Annotated in this window: 12 protein-coding genes; 11 read left to right on the plus strand and 1 reads right to left on the minus strand. The window is 44.7% G+C overall.

All coding sequences use genetic code 11. The features are described from left to right. Positions 1 to 2: 2 nt before the first annotated feature. From VNM22_11890 to VNM22_11925, 8 genes are all read left to right on the plus strand, one after another. Positions 3 to 2,894, plus strand: a complete 2,892-nt coding sequence (locus VNM22_11890) for an EAL domain-containing protein (protein ID HWP47855.1) — start codon at positions 3 to 5, stop codon at positions 2,892 to 2,894. Positions 2,895 to 2,954: 60 nt separating this feature from the next. Beyond that, positions 2,955 to 5,090, plus strand: coding sequence for an EAL domain-containing protein (locus tag VNM22_11895; GenBank protein HWP47856.1), 2,136 nt, complete (start codon positions 2,955 to 2,957; stop codon positions 5,088 to 5,090). Between the two features lie 123 nt (positions 5,091 to 5,213). Next, positions 5,214 to 7,490 (plus strand): ATPase, T2SS/T4P/T4SS family, encoded by a 2,277-nt coding sequence (locus tag VNM22_11900; protein ID HWP47857.1) that lies wholly within the window; start codon positions 5,214 to 5,216, stop codon positions 7,488 to 7,490. A 139-nt stretch (positions 7,491 to 7,629) separates the two neighbouring features. After that, complete coding sequence (locus tag VNM22_11905) at positions 7,630 to 8,232, plus strand: VTT domain-containing protein (protein HWP47858.1); 603 nt, start codon at positions 7,630 to 7,632, stop codon at positions 8,230 to 8,232. Between the two features lie 58 nt (positions 8,233 to 8,290). Then, complete coding sequence (gene uvrA, locus VNM22_11910; protein HWP47859.1) at positions 8,291 to 11,104, plus strand: excinuclease ABC subunit UvrA; 2,814 nt, start codon at positions 8,291 to 8,293, stop codon at positions 11,102 to 11,104. A gap of 95 nt (positions 11,105 to 11,199) precedes the next feature. Next, entirely contained in the window at positions 11,200 to 12,753 is a 1,554-nt protein-coding gene (locus VNM22_11915) for a HEAT repeat domain-containing protein (protein ID HWP47860.1), read from the plus strand. Continuing rightward, entirely contained in the window at positions 12,737 to 14,149 is a 1,413-nt protein-coding gene (locus VNM22_11920; protein HWP47861.1) for a hypothetical protein, read from the plus strand. Before VNM22_11915 ends, VNM22_11920 begins: the two co-directional genes overlap by 17 nt. A 95-nt stretch (positions 14,150 to 14,244) precedes the next feature. Then, on the plus strand, positions 14,245 to 15,069 hold the full coding sequence (locus tag VNM22_11925) for a M48 family metallopeptidase (GenBank protein ID HWP47862.1): 825 nt from the start codon (positions 14,245 to 14,247) through the stop codon (positions 15,067 to 15,069). A gap of 130 nt (positions 15,070 to 15,199) precedes the next feature. Here VNM22_11925 and VNM22_11930 read toward each other — a convergent pair whose 3' ends face one another. Then, positions 15,200 to 16,540, minus strand: coding sequence for an extracellular solute-binding protein (locus tag VNM22_11930; protein HWP47863.1), 1,341 nt, complete (start codon positions 16,538 to 16,540; stop codon positions 15,200 to 15,202). Between the two features lie 118 nt (positions 16,541 to 16,658). Here VNM22_11930 and VNM22_11935 point away from each other — a divergent pair, with 118 nt between their 5' ends. The 3 genes from VNM22_11935 to VNM22_11945 all read left to right on the plus strand — a co-directional run. Further along, on the plus strand, positions 16,659 to 17,819 hold the full coding sequence (locus VNM22_11935) for a Gfo/Idh/MocA family oxidoreductase (GenBank protein ID HWP47864.1): 1,161 nt from the start codon (positions 16,659 to 16,661) through the stop codon (positions 17,817 to 17,819). Between the two features lie 164 nt (positions 17,820 to 17,983). Continuing rightward, positions 17,984 to 18,907: a hypothetical protein gene (locus VNM22_11940; GenBank protein ID HWP47865.1), complete on the plus strand. Its 924-nt coding sequence runs from the start codon at positions 17,984 to 17,986 to the stop codon at positions 18,905 to 18,907. 470 nt (positions 18,908 to 19,377) lie between these two features. Next, positions 19,378 to 20,733: GAF domain-containing protein (locus VNM22_11945; protein ID HWP47866.1), on the plus strand; the 1,356-nt coding region annotated here is incomplete at its 3' end.

The following is a 20,733-nucleotide window of genomic DNA, read 5'->3' on the forward strand; positions in this document are numbered from 1 at the left end:
TCATGTCCCTTCCACTTCAAGTTGTGGTACTCGAGGATCATCCGGCAGATGCTGAGTTGATGATCTATGAACTGAGCCGGGCCGGGTATAAGCCCAACTGGCAGCGCGTGGAAACTGAGGTAGATTATCTGGTTCAATTAAACTTGCGACCGGACCTTGTTCTTGCAGATTACTTTCTACCCCAATTTAATGCGCTACAAGCCCTTCGACTTCTCCAAGAGCGTGGATTAGATATTCCCTTCATTGTTGTATCAGGTATGATCGGTGAAGATCTTGCCGTATCCATCATCAAACAAGGGGCAACCGACTATATACTTAAGGATCGACTGGCCCGATTGGGACCGGCCGTAAAGCAAGCCCTGGAGCAGAAACGACTTCGGGATGAGAAGCAAAGGATCGAAGCTGCTTTACGAGAAAGTGAGGAACGCTTTCGTTCATTGGTAGAAGGGGTGAAGGATTATGCCATTCTTATGCTGGATCCCAAGGGATATATTGTGAGCTGGAATCCAGGGGCCGAACGTATCCAGGGATACCGAACCGAGGAAATCATCGGCCAGCATTTCTCTTGCCTTTATCCCTCCGAAGAAGTTCGGAAGGGTAAACCGGTGTATGCCCTCCAGGTAGCGACAGACAAAGGTCGATACGAAGAGGAAGGCTGGCTGGTACGCAAGGATGGATCCAAATTCCTGGCCAATACAGTTATTACAGCGCTACGAGATGAGAGGGGTTGTCTGCGGGGTTTTTCCAAGGTAACCTGCGACATTACAGAACGCAAGCGAGCAGAAGAAGCCTTGCGAGATTCAGAAGAACGATATCGACTCTTATTTGAAAGCAATCCCAATCCCATGTGGGTTTATGATATAGAAACCCTTTCTTTTCTTGCGGTCAATGAAGCCGCGATCCGTCATTATGGATATTCCCAGGAAGAATTTCGATCTATGACCCTCCAAGATCTCCGTCCGCTGGAAGATATTCCCCTTCTTCTTGAACGTTTAAAAAGCTTAGGAGATAATCAGATCGCTTTGTGGAGACATCGAAAGAAAGATGGAACCATCATCGAGGTGGAAACTATTTCACGCTCTTTAATGTTTGCTGGAAGACCGGCCAGACTTGTCCTGGTGAATGATATTACCCAACGTAAACAGGTGGAGGAAGCTTTAAAGAAAGCCAACACCCGACTTAACTACCTCCTTAACTACAGCCCAACGGTAATTTATAGCCTGCAGATCGAACCTGCCTCTTCCAGAGGGTCTTTTCCCATTACCTTTGTCAGTGAAAATATCCGGGCCTTACTGGGTTATGAAACTGCCGAATGTCTGACAGATCCAGACTGGTGGATTAATCACATCCATCCCGAAGATCAACCCCACGTTCTTGCCCGGCAGGCTACTATCTTTTCTCATGATTCCCTGGATTATGAATACCGTTTTCAGCACAAAGACGGGACGTATCGATGGATCCATGACAAAATCAGAGTTGTATACAATGCTGCAGGCAGGCCCATAGACCTGGTCGGCTCGTGGATGGACATTACCGAACGTAAGCAAGCCGAAGAAATCGCCCGGTACCTGGCTTATTATGATGCCCTTACGGGTTTGCCTAATCGCATGTTATTCAACGATCGCCTCACCCTGGCCATAGCCCATGCCCACCGCAATCAACAAAAACTGGCAATTATGTTTCTTGATCTGGATCGTTTTAAAACCATTAACGATACCCTGGGTTATGCCGTGGGAGACCGCCTCCTGCAAGGTGTTGCAAAACGGTTGAGAAGCCACCTGCGTGGAGAGGACACCCTGGCCCGCCTGGGTGGCGATCGATTCATGCTGTTGTTGCCAGGAATCACCCAAGTAGAAGATGTAGCCAAGATTGCTCAAAAACTCCTCGAAGTTTTCAAATACCCCTTTTACCTCGAGGGCCACGAACTCTATCTCACTGCCAGTATCGGGATTACTCTTTACCCCAATGATGGAGAAGATATTCAGACCCTGATGAAAAATGCAGATACAACCCTATATCGGGCCAAAGAACAGGGGCGTGATACCTATCAATTCTATACCCCCTCCATGAATGACACGGCCCTTGAACGACTGAAATTAGAACACAGTTTACGCCGGGCTTTAGAGCGGGAAGAATTTGTCATTTATTACCAGCCTCAGGTGAGCCTGAGTACCGGGAAGATCGTTGGAGTGGAAGCGCTGGTAAGATGGCAACATCCAGACCTGGGAATGATCCCTCCTATGCAGTTTATCCCCCTGGCAGAAGAAACCGGATTGATTGTACCTTTAGGACTCTGGGTCTTACGTAAGGCCTGTGCCCAAAACAAAGCCTGGCAAAAATCCGGTCTTCCAGCCTTGTGTATGGCTGTTAATATTTCTGCCCGTTTGTTTAAGCAACCTAATCTGGTAGAAACGATTGCCCGGATACTTAAAGAAACCCAACTCGATCCGAACTATTTAGAACTGGAACTGACCGAAGGAACCATCATGGAGAATGCAGAAGTAACCATAAAAACCCTTTACCAATTGAAAGAGATGGGGGTACACTTATCGGTTGATGATTTTGGTACCGGGTACTCTTCGTTAAGTTATTTGAAACGATTTCCCATAGATACCTTAAAAATCGATCGGTCGTTTGTATTGGATATCACAACAGATCCAGACGATGCCGCCATTGCCCTATTGATAATCAATATGGCCCATAATCTGGGGCTCAAGGTCGTTGCCGAGGGAGTCGAAACTAAAGAACAACTGGAATTTTTACGTTCCCATCACTGCGATCTGTTCCAGGGCTATCTGTTCAGCCAACCAGTATCTGCCGAAGCGTTTATAAAATTGTTGCAAGAAGAACGACGTTTACCTTTACCCGGATTAGATAAAGTATTAAACCCCTAAAAGATCCGATGCCTATCGGTTGGCAAGGATGGAAAGACTCAATCTCAGTCAGGAGGGTTCATGAAGGAACAAGAGCTAAAAATCTTGCTGGTAGAAGATGATGAAGATGATGTAATTCTGATTAAAAGTTTTATCCATTCAGAAATGAATGGGAGGAAGGTAAGTATGGATTTAGCCTCCTCTTTTCTAGAAGCTATGGCCTGCCTGGATAAGACCCGGTACGATATCTGTTTGTTTGACTACAGGTTAGGTCATGTCAATGGCCTGGATCTCCTACGCTCGGTACGGGCCAGGGGAATTACGACTCCGGTTATTTTTCTAACCGGACAGGGGGATGAGGAAGTTGCCGTAGAGGCCATGAAAGCCGGAGCTACAGATTATCTTATTAAGTCAAAATTATCATCTGACCTTCTCTACAAGTCGATTCGTTACGTGATGGAGTTACAGAAAAAAGAGGAAGCTTTACGGGAAGGTGAAGAACTTAACTCGCTCATATTGAACTCATTAACCTCCCTTATTGCCGTTTTAGACAAAGAAGGAAATATTATAGCCGTTAACAAAACCTGGGAACATTTTGCCTTTAAAAATGGGAATAATTTCCCTTCCTGTGCCGGAGTCGGTATAAATTACCTAAAAGTTTGCAGGCAGGCAGCCGAGGCCGGTATAGAGGGAGCCCGGAAGGCACTGGTTGGTACCCAGGCTGTATTGAACGGCTCTCAAACTCAATTTACCCTGGAATACTCTTTTCACTCCTCCGGGAAAGAACTCTGGTTTTTAATGCGGGTGACCCGACTGGCAGGTAAACATGGCGGTGTCGTGGTTACCCATACGGACATTACCGAGCGAAAACAGGCCGAGGAAACCATTCGATATCTGGCGTATCATGATGCCCTCACGAACTTACCCAATCGTACTTTATTCAACGACCGTATTGCTTTGGCTATGGCCCAGGCACACCGCAATCAGCACAAGCTGGCGGTTATGTTCCTGGATCTGGATCGCTTTAAAATCATCAACGATACGTTGGGACACTCCATAGGAGATAAACTCTTACAAGATGTTGCGCGACGTTTGACCGCTTGCCTCCGGGAAGGGGATACGGTAGCCCGTCTGGGAGGCGATGAGTTTTTGGTGTTGTTACCGAAAGTCGATCAGGTAGAAGATGTTGCCAAGATGGCCGAAAGGATCCTCGAAATTTTCAAGACTCCCTTTCGTCTCGATAACCACGAGCTTTTTATATCTTCCAGTATCGGAATTACCCTTTATCCCGGTGATGGGGATAATGTACAGACCTTGTTGAAAAATGCAGATACCGCTTTAAACCGTGCTAAGGCCCAGGGTCGTAATATCTACCAGTTCTATACCTCGACCATGAACGCCAGGGCCTTTGAAAGGGTGATATTGGAAAGTGGGCTTCGCCGTGCATTGGAACAGGAGGAATTTATAGTCTATTACCAGCCCCAGATAAGTCTTCATACCGGACAGATTGTTGGGATGGAGGTTCTGCTGCGTTGGCAGCATCCGGATTTGGGATTGATCCCTCCCATGAAGTTTATTCCTCTGGCCGAAGATACCGGCTTAATCGTCCAACTGGGGGAATGGGTCCTGCGTACGGCATGTGCTCAAAATAAAGCCTGGCAACAAGCAGGTTTCCCCCCCCTGTGTGTATCGGTTAACCTCTCGTCCCGGCTGTTCAAACAACAAAATTTAATCCAGCTTATTGACCGAATATTAAAGGAAACTCAACTGGATCCTCACTATCTGGATTTGGAATTAACAGAAGGAACCGCCATGGAAAATGCTGAGGTAGCCATTATCACCCTGCGAGAACTAAAGAAAATGGGAGTGCGGCTATCGATGGATGATTTTGGGACAGGATACTCTTCGTTAAGTTATTTGAAACGATTTCCTATAGATAGGTTGAAAATAGATCGATCCTTTGTCTTGAATATTACCGTAAACCCCGATGACGCCGTCATTGCTATGCTGATTATCAATATGGCCCACAATCTGAATCTGAAGGTAATTGCCGAGGGGGTAGAAACCGAAGAGCAGCTATCTTTCTTGCGGCTTCATCATTGCGACGAAATCCAGGGTTTTATCTTTAGTCAACCTGTACCTGCCGAGGTATTTACCAGGTTCCTGGAAGAAAAACGATGCCTACTGCCTGAAAATCCAGATAAAACCGAAAAATAAATGGCTCTCCTACCTTAATAGTTATATTTTCCCTGATCAACCTTATAAAAGAGAGAGTCTGAAAATTTCATGGAGATGAATTTTATAAAATCCATCAGAATGAAGATAAACAGGTGATTATCGATGCAAGAACCCGGTGCAGCAAAAGAAAAAATCGGAAGGATTTTTATTAAAGTTGGCCTGATAGATGAGGAAAAGTTACAGATTGCCCTGGAAGAAAACAAAAAAAATCCCAGGGAACTTATAGGAGAAACTCTGGTACGCCTGAATTTTGTCAGTGAGCAAGATATAGCCAAAGCCCTTTCTTATCAAAACAATGTTCCTTACCTGGATTTAGCCTCGACCGTTATCGAACCCATGGCCATTGAATTAATTCCTTTAAAGCTTGCCAGGGAGTATCAAATTTTACCTGTTCGTATTGAAAATAGGGAATTGATTCTAGCTATGAAGAATCCCCGGGACATAGAAGCCATAGATATGGCTCGCTTTACCAGCGGATTAAATATTCGTCCCGTTGTAGCGGCCGCCGGTGAGATTAAAGAAGCTATTAATCGGCATTACTCGGCGGGAGAATCAATTAACCAAATTATTCAAAATGTGGCCCAGATTGAAGGAATAGAATTTATCCGGGCCGAGATGGTAGAAGAAGAGAACATCCTGGAATTAAAAAATAAAAGTGAAATGGGCCCCATTGTCAAATTAGTTAATTCTATTATCTTCCAGAGTGTTTCCGAGAGGGCCAGTGATCTTCATATTGAACCTCAAGAAAAACTAATCCAGGTAAGACATAGAGTCGATGGAATTTTAAATGAAACTCTACAAATTCCCAAATGGGTACAAAGCGCTCTGATTTCTCGAATCAAACTCATGGCCGGCATGGATATTGCCGAAAAGCGAATTCCTCAAGATGGTCGAATTAAGCTGAGAAAGGATCATCAGATCCTGGACCTGAGAGTTTCTACCCTTCCGGTACAGTATGGAGAGAAAGTGGTCATCCGTATCCTGGATAAAAGTAAAAGCGCCTTATCTATTACAGAGTTGGGGTTCTCATCCGAAGATCTGGAGAGAGTAAAAGAACTTATTAACCTTCCCCAGGGGATGATTTTAGTGTGTGGCCCCACAGGTAGTGGTAAAACCACAACCCTTTATGCCTTGATTAGTGAAATTTCTCGTAAAAAGATTAATATCGTTACCCTGGAAGATCCCATAGAATATGAAATGAATAGGGTTAACCAGGTTCAGATCAATGAAAAAGCCGGATTAACCTTTGCTAAAGCCTTGAGATCCATCCTCAGACAGGATCCTAACGTGATTCTTGTAGGAGAGATTCGAGATAGAGAGACGGCGGAGATTGCCATGGGAGCCTCTATGACCGGACACCTGGTCCTAAGCACCCTGCATACCAATGATGCAGTCTCTACCATTGTCCGACTCCTGGACCTGGGAGTAGCACCCTATTTAATCGCTTCTTCCTTGAGTGGGATCATCTCCCAACGTTTAATCCGAATCCTATGTGATCGGTGTCGAGAAAAATATCAGCCGGACCTGGAAAGGCTCAGGAAGATCAGACCCAGGTTGGATAAAGAAATTCCCTTCTATCGAGGTAAGGGATGCGAATATTGTCAGCAAACTGGATATCGGGGAAGAAAGGGGGTTCATGAAATTTTGATGATAAATGGAGAGATCCGGGAATTGATCAGTCAGAGAGCTCCTGAGCGAAAGATCCGGGAAGCAGCCCTCAAAGGAGGCATGAAATCCTTAATCGAAAATGCCCTGGAAAAGCTCAAACAAGGTATTACGACCTTGGAAGAGTTAGAACGGGTGGTCTTATTTTCCGAAGAGTCCAGATCTTTAACCGAATTAAAATGCCCTTCCTGTCAAAAAGTGATGGAACCAGACTGGAAAATCTGCCCCTATTGTGAATCTAAGTTAAAAGAAGCCATAACCCCAGAACGGAACGCCCCAATTAAAGGTTTAGAAAAAACGGTTGAGCCTTCAATTAAAGATATCCGGAAGGACTTTAAAGGATTTAAAATCCTTTTGGTCGATGATAATGAAGTATTGGCGCGAGGATTGGCTTCTTTCCTGGTCAAAAATCAATTTATAGCCACTGCAGCTTCCAATGGAAAAGAAGCCCTGGAAATCATCGCACAGAATAAACCTCATCTTATCCTTACAGATATCCCCATGCCCGAGATGGACGGATTAGAGCTTATCAAAACATTACGCCAGGACCCGACGACTGCCTTTATTCCGGTGATAGTCCTTTCTCAAAAAACGGCGCCGGAAGAGAGATTAAGAGCCTTTGAATTGGGAGCAGACGATTATATCTTCAAGCCTGTATTAGTGGAGGAGCTCTTATATCGAATTAAAGCAGTTTTAAGAAGAACCTATCCCTAAGAAATTCTTTCCTTTACAAGGCCTCTCCTTTCGTCCCACAGATCTTTTCAATATTTCCTTGACTATTCCTCAAATTCCACGGAATATGTAATTAAATGATGGGGGTTCCTCTTCCACTCCGTCATTTAGCAGAGTTGCCATGCACGAAATTATTTTTCTTATCAAACAACTCTTCATTCCTTATGGGATTTGGGGATTATTGCTTCTTTCTTTTTTAGATTCCACCTTCGTTCCTATGCCTCAAGTTATTGATACCCTGGTAATTGTCTTATCCCTTTCTAAGCCCCATTTAATGGCTTTTTACGCCCTGTCTGCAGTGGCTGGATCTTTGCTGGGAACCAGTATGCTATATTTTCTCGGCAAAAAGGGTGGACAGGCCTTACTCCATAAAAAGCTCTCCAGGGGAGGCATGGAAAGAATTCAGTATCTTCTTCATAAATATGACATACTATCCATTTTATTGGCCGGGATCATCCCTCCACCCTTTCCTTACAAGGCTTTTATTTTCGCCGTGGGGGCTTTTCAGTTACTTTATCATAGATTTCTTTTAGCAGTCTTCGTATCTCGAAGCTGTCGGTTCTATTTTGAAGGGGTTATGACCGTCTTGTATGGAGAGGAGGTCATAACTTTTCTGAGGGAAAAGCCCTTATTCGCTGCGTTTATTATCCCGGGGATCTTCTTAGTCGGGTTCCTGATCTATAAGATTCTAATAAATATCTTGACCCGGCAAGAAGCCAGTTGAAAGGCCTCATCAGGTAAAGACAACCTATGCAGGAAAGAGAGGGAGTGAAGCGTTTAAAATGAACCAAATTTCTATTAAAGGGGCCCGGGTTCATAACTTAAAAAATATAGACCTGGATATTCCAAGAAACAAGCTGGTTGTAATTACCGGGGTTAGTGGTTCCGGAAAATCCAGTCTGGCATTTGATACCTTGTATGCCGAAGGACAGAGAAGATATGTAGAATCCCTTTCGGCTTATGCCAGACAATTTCTCGAACGAATGGATAAACCCGATGTGGATGCTATTTACGGTATCTCCCCGGCCATTGCCATCGAACAGAAGAACCATGTCCGAAATTCCAGATCGACCGTAGGCACCGCCACAGAGATCTATGATTATCTGAGACTGCTCTTTGCCCGAATCGGTAAAACCTATTGTTATCGGTGTGGAAAACTGGTACAGCGGGAATCGGTAGAGGCGATTGTTGAAAAAATCTTCCAGATGGGCCCGAAAACCCGTTTCATGATAGCTTTTCCCCTTCAACTGGAAGGGGCTTTAGAGACCTCCAAAGGCTGGTCGGATCAAGAATATGCCGTAGTCCGGGAAGGTCTCCTGAAGAAAGGCTTCCGCCGGATTTTGGTAAACGATGAGATTTTCTCTTTGGAAGAAGAAACCCCCAGGTTGACCCCGGGATCAGAGATTGGGGTCGTGATAGATCGTATGTCGTTGAGCGAAGAGATTCGAGAAAGGCTTGTGGAGGCTCTGGAAATGGCCTATGTGGAAGGACAGGGACGACTGATAGTCAAAACGGTAGAAGGGATAAATGCCCCCCATCCTGAAGGGGAATCCTTTAAATTTAGTCGGAACTTTGAATGCTATCCCTGTGGGATAACCTATGAGGAGCCGGAACCTCGATTGTTCTCTTTTAACAATCCCTATGGAGCCTGTCCGGAATGTCAGGGTTTTGGAAACAAGATCGTGATCGATATGGATCTGGTGATTCCGGATAAAACCAAGAGTATTCGACAAGGTGCCATAGTTCCCTGGACTGCCCCTATTTGTCGTGGGATTATTTCCCGATTAGAGCGAATTGCCCCAAAATACGGCTTTTCTATTGATACTCCCCTTTATAAACTCACAGAGGATCAAATGCGCCTTATTATCCAGGGGAACGACCAATTTATTGGAATTATTCCTTTTTTTGATTTTCTAGAAATGAAAAAATACAAAGTCCATGTTCGGGTTTTCTTGAGCCGATTCCGGGGGTATCGGGAATGTTCTCTGTGTAAGGGTTCAAGACTCAAGGAAAAAGCTTTGTGGGTCAAGATTCAGGGAGCTACCATCTATGATATTACCCGAAAAACTATCCTGGAAGCCAAAACGTTTTTTGACCAACTTCACCTGACCCCCTTTGAAGAACAGATCGCTCATAAAATAGTTGAAGAGATTAAAAATCGCTTGCAGTATTTGATTGATGTGGGACTGGATTATTTAACCCTGGATCGTCTTTCACGGACACTCAGTGGAGGAGAAGCCCAACGGATTAATCTGGCAACCTCTTTAGGATCTTCTCTGGTCAGCTCCCTGTATGTTTTGGATGAGCCCAGTATCGGGCTTCATCCCAGAGATACAGACCGTTTGATCCGGATTCTTAAAGCACTTCGGGATAAAGGTAATACCATTGTTGTGGTGGAGCATGATAAAGATATCATAAATGCCAGCGATCACATTGTAGATCTGGGACCTGGAGCCGGGGAGTATGGGGGAAAAGTGGTTTTCTCCGGAAGTTTAAAGCAACTCTACCGGGACCCCCATTCCTTAACCGGTAAATATCTCCGGGGAGAGAAAGAAATCTCTTTTCATTCCGGACAGCCCGGTATTTCCCGTCGTAGATCTCCCAACGGATACTATCTTGAAATCCAGAATGCCTATCTTCATAACCTTAAAAACATTCAGGTTCGGATACCTCTAAAAGTGCTGACCTGTGTAACCGGAGTTTCCGGGTCCGGTAAAAGTACACTCATCCACGAAATTCTCTATAAGGGATTAACAGGGGAACGAAAACCCGGGAACGGATACGATGGGATTAAAGGTCAAGAGCTTATCTCAGATGTTATTTTGGTAGATCAATCCCCTATTGGACGAACACCTCGATCGAATCCTGTTACGTACATTAAAGCCTTCGATGAAATTCGTAATCTGTTTGCCAACACCTTGAGTGCCAAACGGAGCGGATATAAACCCGGGCATTTTTCCTTTAATGTTGCAGGAGGCCGATGTGAGGTCTGTAAAGGGGAGGGATTTATCCAAGTAGAAATGCAATTTCTCGCAGACCTTTTCTTGACTTGTGAAAGTTGTGGTGGTAAAAGGTATAAAAACGAAATTTTAAAGATAAAATTCAAGGGAAAAAACATTGCCGATATTTTAGAGATGACGGTTACAGAAGCACTGGCATTCTTTGCAGATTATAAAAAAATAGTGGAAAAGCTTCAGGTTTTGGAAGATGTGGGTCTGGGTTATATCCGATTAGGCCAACCGGCTACCACCCTGTCCGGTGGAGAAGCTCAACGGGTCAAGCTGGCTGCGCATCTGGCTAATCGGAAAAAAGGTTCTGCGCTTTATCTCTTCGATGAACCCACAACCGGCTTACATCTGGATGATATTGCTAAATTGCTCCTTTGCTTTGACAAATTATTGGACAAAGGGCATTCTGTGGTCATTATCGAGCATAATCTGGAAGTTATTCGCTGTGCAGACTACATCCTGGACTTGGGTCCGGAAGGTGGGGAAAGAGGAGGCAGGTTAATAGCCTGTGGGACTCCAGAAGAGATTGCAAAATCTCCCGAGTCCTATACAGGCAAATTTCTGAGACCTTATCTTAAAGCTCTGTAAAATAGTTAAATTCCATTTAAAAAATCTGTAAGAGGAAAGAATCCACTTTCTCGATGGAATCCAATTTACTTTACAGAGAACTTAAAAAATCAGTAATGAAAAAGAAAGAACAGCCTATCAGAGGCTATAAGAAAGTAGCGGCCTTCATAGAAGAGCTTATAAACAGCCAGATATCCATGGAAGAAGCTGAGGATTGGACAGAAGAATTTTTTTATACAGTGGAAGAAGAAAATATTGATTTGATTCCGGCTCTATTACAACTCATAAAAGACACCCAACAAAATCCAGATGTAGTTACCACGGTAGCCTTTTTATTGGAACAATATGGAGATCCAGACGTTGTGGAACCCCTCATGGAGTTATTCAAAAGTTCTGGGATCAGCGATACTACAAGGTCTATTTTATTGGGGGTTATGGAGTATTACGGTATCGACACGCAGGACCCCACATTGATATCTTATTTCCAGGATATTAGAGGATTAGGTCAGGTAGCTTTAGAAGGAATGTTGCAACTATCGGAGCGGGAAGAAATGCTGGAGACCCTGTTAGAGGAGATCTCTAACTTTTCCACAGAAGCCCAATTAAGGATGATCGAAGAACTCGGTAAAAGTCGGGATGAACGGGCTGTTCCCCTTCTGGGAATTTTTGCAGAATATCAACATAAAGAACTGGCCGAAGCAGCCATTTTACAACTGGGAAGTATTCGCTCGGGCAAGTCTATTGAAACCTTAGAAAATCTCATCAATCACCAACAGGATAGCCAGGAACTCATCCAACGCTCCCTTCGCAAACTCCAATTTGCCGGGGTAACAAAGGCCCCCTCACTTCCGGAATCTTTTCCCATCTATAAATGCCTGCTGTCCTGGATCGATGGAAGAGGGAGTCGGGTAATGTTAATAGCCCGACAAAAGGATGCCCATCATGCTAAGCTGGCCCAATTCATGTTGCATGAGAAGGTAGGCATTAAAGATTGCTATGGAGCCCAGAATATCACCCTTAAAGACCTCGATAAGATAACTAAAGAATTAAAAAAGCAGGTCGGGGGAATGGAGGTAGAATATGCTTATTGTCTTCAATTAGTCCGGGATGCCTTATGGACGGCCCTTAAAAAGGAAGCTAAAATTTCTCCTTTGTTTTCCTTTTATCGAAAAATTTTCGAAGGGGATATTCTAACCCCTCAAGTGTATAGTGTGGATCTGACGTCCTATGGACTGGAAGAAGCAAAACAAAGTCTGGAAGAACTCCTGGCAACTTCCGATGAGCTTATCTCGAAACCACCCTTCTCGGATTGGTGGCTCGATACTCCGTCTTCTTATGATTTCGTACAGAAAAAAAAGCGATCCATGAGAAATCGGATTATAGATTTCAAGATTATCCAGGAATTTATCACCCAAATCCTTGAACCTGACCGAAACCAGATTACAAAGCGCCTGGAATTGACCATAGAGTTTTTAGCAAAAAAGAACCCTAAAGCTTATCAAACACAAATCCGAAAAGCCCTGGCCCTTTGGATAGCCTTGAAAGAACACCATCGGCCCCTGGATAACATTCCCTTTATGAAAGAACTGGCCACCCTCACGCTCAAAAATGTGCTGAATAACATCCGAATGGGCTATACGGAACCAGTAGACTATGTGCCGGAGTATTAACATAAAGACAGGAAAACGCTCCCTCTTCTCCGTTCTCCTCGTCCTGTTATCTACCTATCTTCTTCTGATTACTTCTCTGCTGTTGGGCCCTTTGATCTCTACAAAAGTTCGCTCGGAGTCCTCGGTAACGGAGGCGGCCCTTCACCTAATTCAATTAACCCGGGATCCTTCCTTAGATGCCAACGGATCCTGGTCTCCCGATGGGAAGGAAATTGTCTTTCAGACTCGACGAAAGGGGGAAAAAGAAAAAAAGAAATCTTTCAACGAAGAGGACGAAGAGGAAACTAAAAAAGAAGAAAAAAAGAAAGAGAAAAAGAAAAAAGAAGAAAAAAAGAAAGAAGAGGAGGAGAATGAATTGGCCAGGGATCGGGATATCTGGATCATGAATGCCGATGGGTCCAATCCAAGACAGCTTACGAAAAGTACGGCAGAAGAATATCAACCGGTCTTCTCTCCCGATGGGAAAAAAATCCTTTATGTTTCGGAAGAGCGAGGAAGTCCGGACATCTGGATCATGGATCGAGATGGCAGTAATAAAACCCGACTGACGAAAGATAAAGGAATAGAACGAGATCCGGCCTGGTCTCCCGATGGGAAGAAGATCGTTTATGCAGCGCTTCCTTTAGAAGCAGATAATTTTGATCTCTGGATTATGGACGCCGATGGGTCCAATAAAATTCAACTGACCCAAACTCCCAGCAATGAAATAACTCCCGCCTGGAGTCCAGATGGAAAACATATCGCCTTTGCCTCAGATGAAGGGAACAATCTGGATATCTATGTGATAGATCCGGATGGTAAAAATCGTACCAAATTGATCAGTACGGCAGGATATGAGTATCAACCTGACTGGTCACCAGATGGATCTAAAATTGCTTATACGGCCTGGGGTGCTGAAGAGAGCCTGGATCAAAGCAACATCTGGATCGCCAATGCCGATGGAAGCCAGCAAACCCGGCTTACCTCGACTTCTCCCAGCGCTCATCCTCGATGGCATCCCAACGGAACCCAAATTCTGTTTCACTCTAAACGAAGTGGAAATTGGGACCTTTGGGTGCTTCAGGTTCCTGAGAGTATTTTACGGGTAGCCCAGGCAACTCCTCCCCCTCCCCAACGGGATAACCTGATTCTACGGAACGGGGACCTTATTTCAGGTAAGATACTCAACGAAAAATTTACAATAGCCCTGGACGGTAAAATGCTGGAAGTCCCAAAATCAGAGATCCAAAAGATCGAATTTATAGAAAACTCTCAAGACCAAATTAAACTTACCAAGCAGAATGGTGAGGTGATTCAGGGGACCCTAACCCTACCGGAAGTTAAAATCCAGATGGAACTCGGTCCCACGGTAGAAATTCTTAAGGACAAAATCAAGTCCATATCCTTCCCGAAATAGTCTGTTGACCTTTATCCATTGTCCATTCTAAATAAAGATGTAACCCGGTTGGGTCTCAAAGGACAAAGGATAAAGGACAAAGGACTGTGTCTGTTATGGCATACTTAAAAAAATCAGTTCTTTTACCCTTTGTTTTAACGATAGGTCTTTTATCCACATCTTGTGGGATGTCCGTTAAAGGCATCAATAAATTTCAACCCAATGTGATTCCACTTTCGCAAGAAATAGATCTGGGAAGAAAATTTTCTAAAGAAGTTGAGAAAGAGGTTAAGCTCATGCGCCTTCGTGTTTTAAACGATTATGTTGATTCCCTGGGACAGTCCCTGGCTAAGAACTCGGATTTAAACACCATCCCTTATCACTTTAAGGTTATTAACGGTAAACAGATCAACGCTTTTGCCCTGCCGGGTGGGTATATCTACGTTTACAGGGGTTTAATAGAAACCGTGGATAGTGAATCTGAACTGGCAGGGGTTTTAGCCCATGAAATCGGCCATGTAGCAGCACGCCACGGAACTGAACAGATGACCCGGCAACTGGGATTTTCTATCCTAGCCTCTATTTTGTTGGGAAATAATCCTTCTCAGCTTGAAATCCTGGCTGCCAGATTATTTGGTACCGCCGGATTACTGGCTTATAGCCGCAGCAATGAGGCAGAAGCAGACCGGTTAGGGGTTCATTACCTTTACAAAACAGGCTACAATCCCGAGGGAATGGGTGAGTTTTTCGAGAGACTCCAGGCTCTTCACAAGGATAAACCAAATATATTGGAAAAATTCTTTGCCACACACCCTCCCTTATCCAACAGATTAGAAGCGGTAAAAGCCGAAATGGCTAAGATTCCCTCCGATGAAATTAAAGGAACCATCAAAAACTCACCGGAGTTCTCCATGGTTAAAGTTCTGTTTAATAAAGAGTAGAAACTCTGTTAGTGTGGGGGTGTGGGAGTATGGAAGGAGGGAAGTATGGAAGTATGGGGGTATAGGTGTAGAAGATAGAACTCCCACACCTCCACACCCCCACACCCCCATACTCCCACATCCGGGACGTTCAAGCCTCCAGGATCTTCTTAATCTGATCTTCCGCCCAGCTTATGGCCTTTTTATAGGGTTCGCCACCGACCACCCGGGCAACCATATCGGGAATGATATACTGATTTTCAACCGCTCCGGCATATCGGGTAGGGTTTCCAGGCCAGCCCGGGAAATGGGTATAATTCCCTTCTTCGGGAAGTAAAATCAAGTTGGGGTCCGTTTTCCAGAGAGGAAGGTCTTCGAACTTCTTAAAGGGACTCATACAAAATCCTTTGGCTGCCGTAAGCCAGGAGGTGTATACCGGTTCGCTGTAAAAGAATTTTAAAAATTCCTTAGCAAGATCCTTATTTTTAGAAAACTTCCAAACGGCCAGTCCATGGTTAAAGCCCGCACCGTGTCGTCCCCCAGGTCCTGAAAGCGAAGGATGATGAACAATACTCTCCGCAATGGGCATATTCTTATCCCTGGCAGCCCAGTAAACACTCACCGGATTTAAAATCCAGGATCCCTTTCCAGAGAGAAAAAATCGATTGTTTCCCGCATCGTCCCAGGAAAGAACTTCATTACTCATGCAATCTAAATAGAGACGCCGGGCATAATCCAGGGCTTCCTCGGTATGGGGAGAGTTCAGGGCAATGGTTTTACTATCGGCTTCAAAAACTTTAGCCCCATAACACCAAAGAACCACATTCCAGGTGGCATTCGCGTCGGTACAATGGCTGATCGGAAGACCAATAGGATGCCCATGTTCTTTGAGTTTTTTACCCGCTTCATAGAGTTCTTCCCAGGTCTTGGGAAGAGCAAGCCCGGCCTCTTCCCAATGCTTTTTATTGCCTGTACCCACAAAAGCGACCCAATACCAGGGTGCAAGTTTCCATTGACCTCCTATATGGAAAACCTGTCGTGGATTAGCCCGGGTAGAATAATTTTTATCCACCTCTTCTAGAATATCATCTAAAGGCTCCAGATTCGCTTCGTGAAGGTAACCGTAAGTGTCCCACATATTCACCAAATCGTGTCCACTTTGGATATTCGCCTCCGAAGCAAGTTTAACAGGAAGTTGGGTAACCTGGATGGTGTCAAAGCGGGTATCACAGCCAGCCTGTTTACCAAACTCTTCCATAATCTGTCGAAACCTTTCATCACCCGATGGAACGAAAAGACTTAAAGCAAGGGCGGTTAAGGTCCGTTTCTGGGCAAAGGCCGGAGCTTTGCCTTCCACCAGCCAGGACCATCCCGAGGCTATCCCCGTTAAAGAACCAGCCACATAGGTAGAGGTACGGATAAATTCACGGCGGGTAAGCCATGAATTAGACTGAAGCATAGAATTTGTTTCATCACCATATTCTCGATTCATAAAACTCCTCAAGATTTAAAAATTTTAATTGAAACAATTTCCTTTTATGAATTATAAGACTCTTATATACTTTTACCCTAGCGGGAATAAAGAAAGGTTGTCAAGGCTATTTTTGGATTTGACACAAAGACATCCGGAGGGTATCCTGGGAAGTTTAGGAGAAGAAAGGAAGCTGATTTTCATCTCTGTACTCCTGCGTTTTCCTATCTCTGCCGGCCTTGGGGTGGGTTTTGTGACAGATCTATCTTTGTGTATGCAAGATAAAAAAATAGGAATTGGAATTGTAGGGGCTACAGGATGGGTTGCCGGGGAATATATTAAAGCGACCAAGAAAAATCCCCATAGCCAGGTGGTAGCCCTCTGTAGTCGAAGCCGGGAAGGAGCGGAGAAAATCCAGAATGAATATGGCTTAACCGGCCAGATTTACACCCATTACCCTGAAATGCTTAAGCAAGAAGACCTGGATCTGGTTGTCATCTGCACTCCGGATTTTCTCCATGCCGAACAGGGAATTCAAGCTGCCGAAGCCGGGAAACATCTGATCATAGAAAAGGCTATTGCACTAAATCTCAAAGACCTTCGAGCTCTTCAATCTGCCGTTAATCAAGCCAGGATTAAAACGGTTGTCAGTTTTGTTCTTCGTTGGAATCCCATGATAAACCTCCTCAGGTCTCTTGTGGCTAAAGATGCTATCGGAGTCCTCTTTTATGCCGAGGTTGATTATTTACACGGTCGACGCGAGCATTACCGTTCCTACGAATGGTCCCGTAAAATTGCCACCGGTGGAAGTGCTCTCCTGGGGGCGGGTTGCCACGCAGTGGATACATTGAGATATCTCGTCGGTTCAGAAGCCATAGAAGTAACGGCATATGCAGGAGGTTATGATAAAAATTATGAATATCCGCCTACCATTGTAACTATCATGAAATTTAAAAATGGGGTAATCGGAAAAGTAGGTTGCTCCCGGGAAGTGCGTATGCCCTACATGCTACCCATAAAGCTCTTCGGCTCCCGAGGCTCTATCCTGGATAACAAACTCTTCTCCGAAACCCTCTTTCCCGGGCAGACCGATTTTGCCTTGATCCCCACAAACATCCCTTCCAGTGGCGATGTGACCCATCACCCCTTCCAGGATGAGGTAAACCATATTATAGACTGTATCTTGAAGGACCAAACTCCCCAGCCCGATGTGAACGATGCAGTAATGACCCACGAAATTTGTCTGGCAGCAGACCTCTCGGCAAAAGAAGGATGTTCTGTTAAATTACCTTTTCCCTGACAAAACCGGGTCCTCTATTGAGAATTGGGGATTGGGAATTGGGAACTAGGCTTCTAATTCCTAATCCCTAATTTCCAATTCCTGCTTCTTATCCGGATCTATCCATTCCTTGTACGGGCGGAGGGCCTCCGCCCCTACAGTTGATTTAAAGAGGAAGGAAAAAAATGATCTGCCCAAAATGTCGGTTTGAACAATCGGACCAATACACAGAGTGCCTGAGGTGCGGGGTCATCTTTACCAAATTTAAAACATCCTCAAAGGTCCAGGATCCCTCCCGACAACCGGTGTACCTACCAAAAAAGGAAGCTCAAAAAGAGTTCGAACCTCAAAGGATTGAAGAAGAAGGTTGGAAGGCTTTAGGGATAGGTTTGATTTTTGCCGGAATTATCCTTTTTTTTCCCTTCCCAACCTTTGTTTTGAGTCATTTTATTATTCTTGTTCATGAATTGGGTCATGCCCTGGCAGCCTGGCTTTTTGGTTATCCCAGTATCCCTGCGTTTGATTTCAATTATGGAGGCGGAGTTGCCATCCAACTCCAGGAGAAACCTGTGACCTGGATTCTTTTTGTCATTTATGCTTTGCTGGGTTATCTGCTTTATTTTTATCGAAAGAATCTTCTTACCTTAACCTTCCTTCTTACATCTCTGCTTTTCTATACATTCTCTCTGTTTACCTCCTTCCATGAAATTCTCATATTGTTCATGGGACATGGCACGGAACTTATCTTTGCAGGGATTTTTTTGTATCGGGCCCTAAGTGGCTTTGCTTGTATGACTCCTGTCGAGCGCCCACTCTACGCTTTCACCGGTTTTTTTACGGTATTTTATGATATTCGATTTTCTTACCGGCTATGGACCGACCCAGACTATCGTACTGAATATGCAGAAGCCAAAGGAGGAGGCGACTGGATGGATTTTAGCCGCATGGCAAAGGATTATCTACCTATTGACCTGTCTACGATGGCTCTGTTCTTTTTTCTTTTATGTTTTTTACCACCTCTGCTGAGTTTTATCATTTTCAGGTATCAAGCTTATATCTCCTCTTTTATGTTGAGATTTTTACAGAGAGAATCCGGAGGAAACCATTAACCCGACTTCGACTTAAGTCGGAATTAATATCAACGGGTTTGCACGGACAGGAACCATGATCAAAATTAGTACTTTGTAAAGTACTAACCTACTCAAGCAATTTTGGGGCTATAAAGAAAGAGCTACTATTCTTTGAAACCTGGCATGGCAATTGCGAAATGTCTTCCTTGTTAAGATAAAAAGTAAGCAGGGAGTCCCTATCTGCGGTTTATCGACAAGGATTGCCGGAAAAAATGAATTTTAATCTTGCCCTTACCGAGAATTCCGTTTTGGAAATCTTAATGTCTCACTTTGGTACACTTTTATCTTCTTTCTTTGAGGAGGAAGACCCTCGTAATATTACTTCTACGTTGAAACATCACATAAGCTGTAGGAGCAGCCCTCCCCTTACCTGTTAAAGGTAATCACCCGAGAGTCGCCCTGCAGGTTATGTAACCTTTCTATGTAGATTTGGTCTAAGGAGAGAATGTGTGAGGGATGAAGAGAAGACAAAAGAGCAGCTTATAAAAGAACTGATAGCAGCACGTCAACAGATCGATGAGCTGAAAGCATTGGAAACCGAGCGCAAGCGGGTAGAAGAGAAATTGCGTCAGCAGAATGAGTACCTGACTGCCTTGCATGAAACCGCCCTGGCCCTCATGAACCGCCTTGAATTGACCGATTTGCTTGAAACCATCATCGTTCGGGCCGGAGGATTGATGGGAACCCAACATGGATTTATCCATTTGATCGAACCAAACAAGACAGAGATGGTAGCAAAGGTCGGGGTAGGAACCTGGAGTAGATTTATAGGTAAACGTGTAAAGTTTGGTGAGGGGATGGTTGGAAAAGTCTGGCAAACCGGCCGATCCATTGTGGTAGAGGATTATTGCAGTTGGCCAGATCGACTGCCGGACCCAAGCTTTGACATCCTTCGTGCGGTGGTGGGGGTTCCGCTCAAGTCGGGCTCGGAAGTCATAGGAGTCATCGGTCTGGTTTATTTGGACGAAGGTCGGAAATTCGGAGATGAGGCTATTGAGTTATTAAATCGATTTGCCCAGTTGGCTTCCATTGCTTTAGACAATGCCAGGTTGTATGCCTCGGCTCAACAAGAATTAATCGAACGTAAGCGGGTAGAAGCGGAATTGCGAAAAGCCCAGGAGGCGTTAGAGCAACGGGTTAAGGAACGAACTGCCGAGCTTTCAACAACCAATGTGAGACTGGAAGAGCAGATGGTTGAGCGCAAACGTATAGAGGAAAAACTGCGGCAACAAAATGAATATCTCACTGCTCTCCACGAGACGGCCCTGGCTTTGATGAACCGGTTGGAAATAAACGATCTGCTTAAAGCCATTGTGGTACGCGCCGGAGCCCTGGTGGGCACCTCCCATGGGTACATTCGCCTTGTCGAACCCAACGAAACTGAAATAACCCTGAAGGTAGGTATTGGAGTTTTTACTAATTTCATCGGTCACAAACTAAAATTCGGGGAGGGGCTAAGTGGAAAAGTTTGGCAAACCGGTCAATTGATAATCGTAGAGAATTACCATACCTGGCCGGGCCATATACCAGACCCTAGACATCACATCCTCCATGCCCAGGTTGGAATACCGCTTAAATCGGATAATAAAGTGATAGGGGTACTTTGTCTGGGGTATATGCAAGAGGGACGTGTTTTTAAAGATGAGGAGATTGAATTACTAAGCCGATTTGCCGAGTTAGCTTCCATAGCCCTGGATAACGCCCGACTCTATACCTCCACCCAACAAGAACTGACCAAACGCATCAAAGCCGAACAAACCCTCGCCCACTACACCCAAGAATTGGAACGAAGCAACCAGGAACTC

The organism is Candidatus Limnocylindrales bacterium, from assembly GCA_035559535.1.
Lineage (GTDB): Bacteria > Moduliflexota > Moduliflexia > Moduliflexales > JAUQPW01 > JAUQPW01.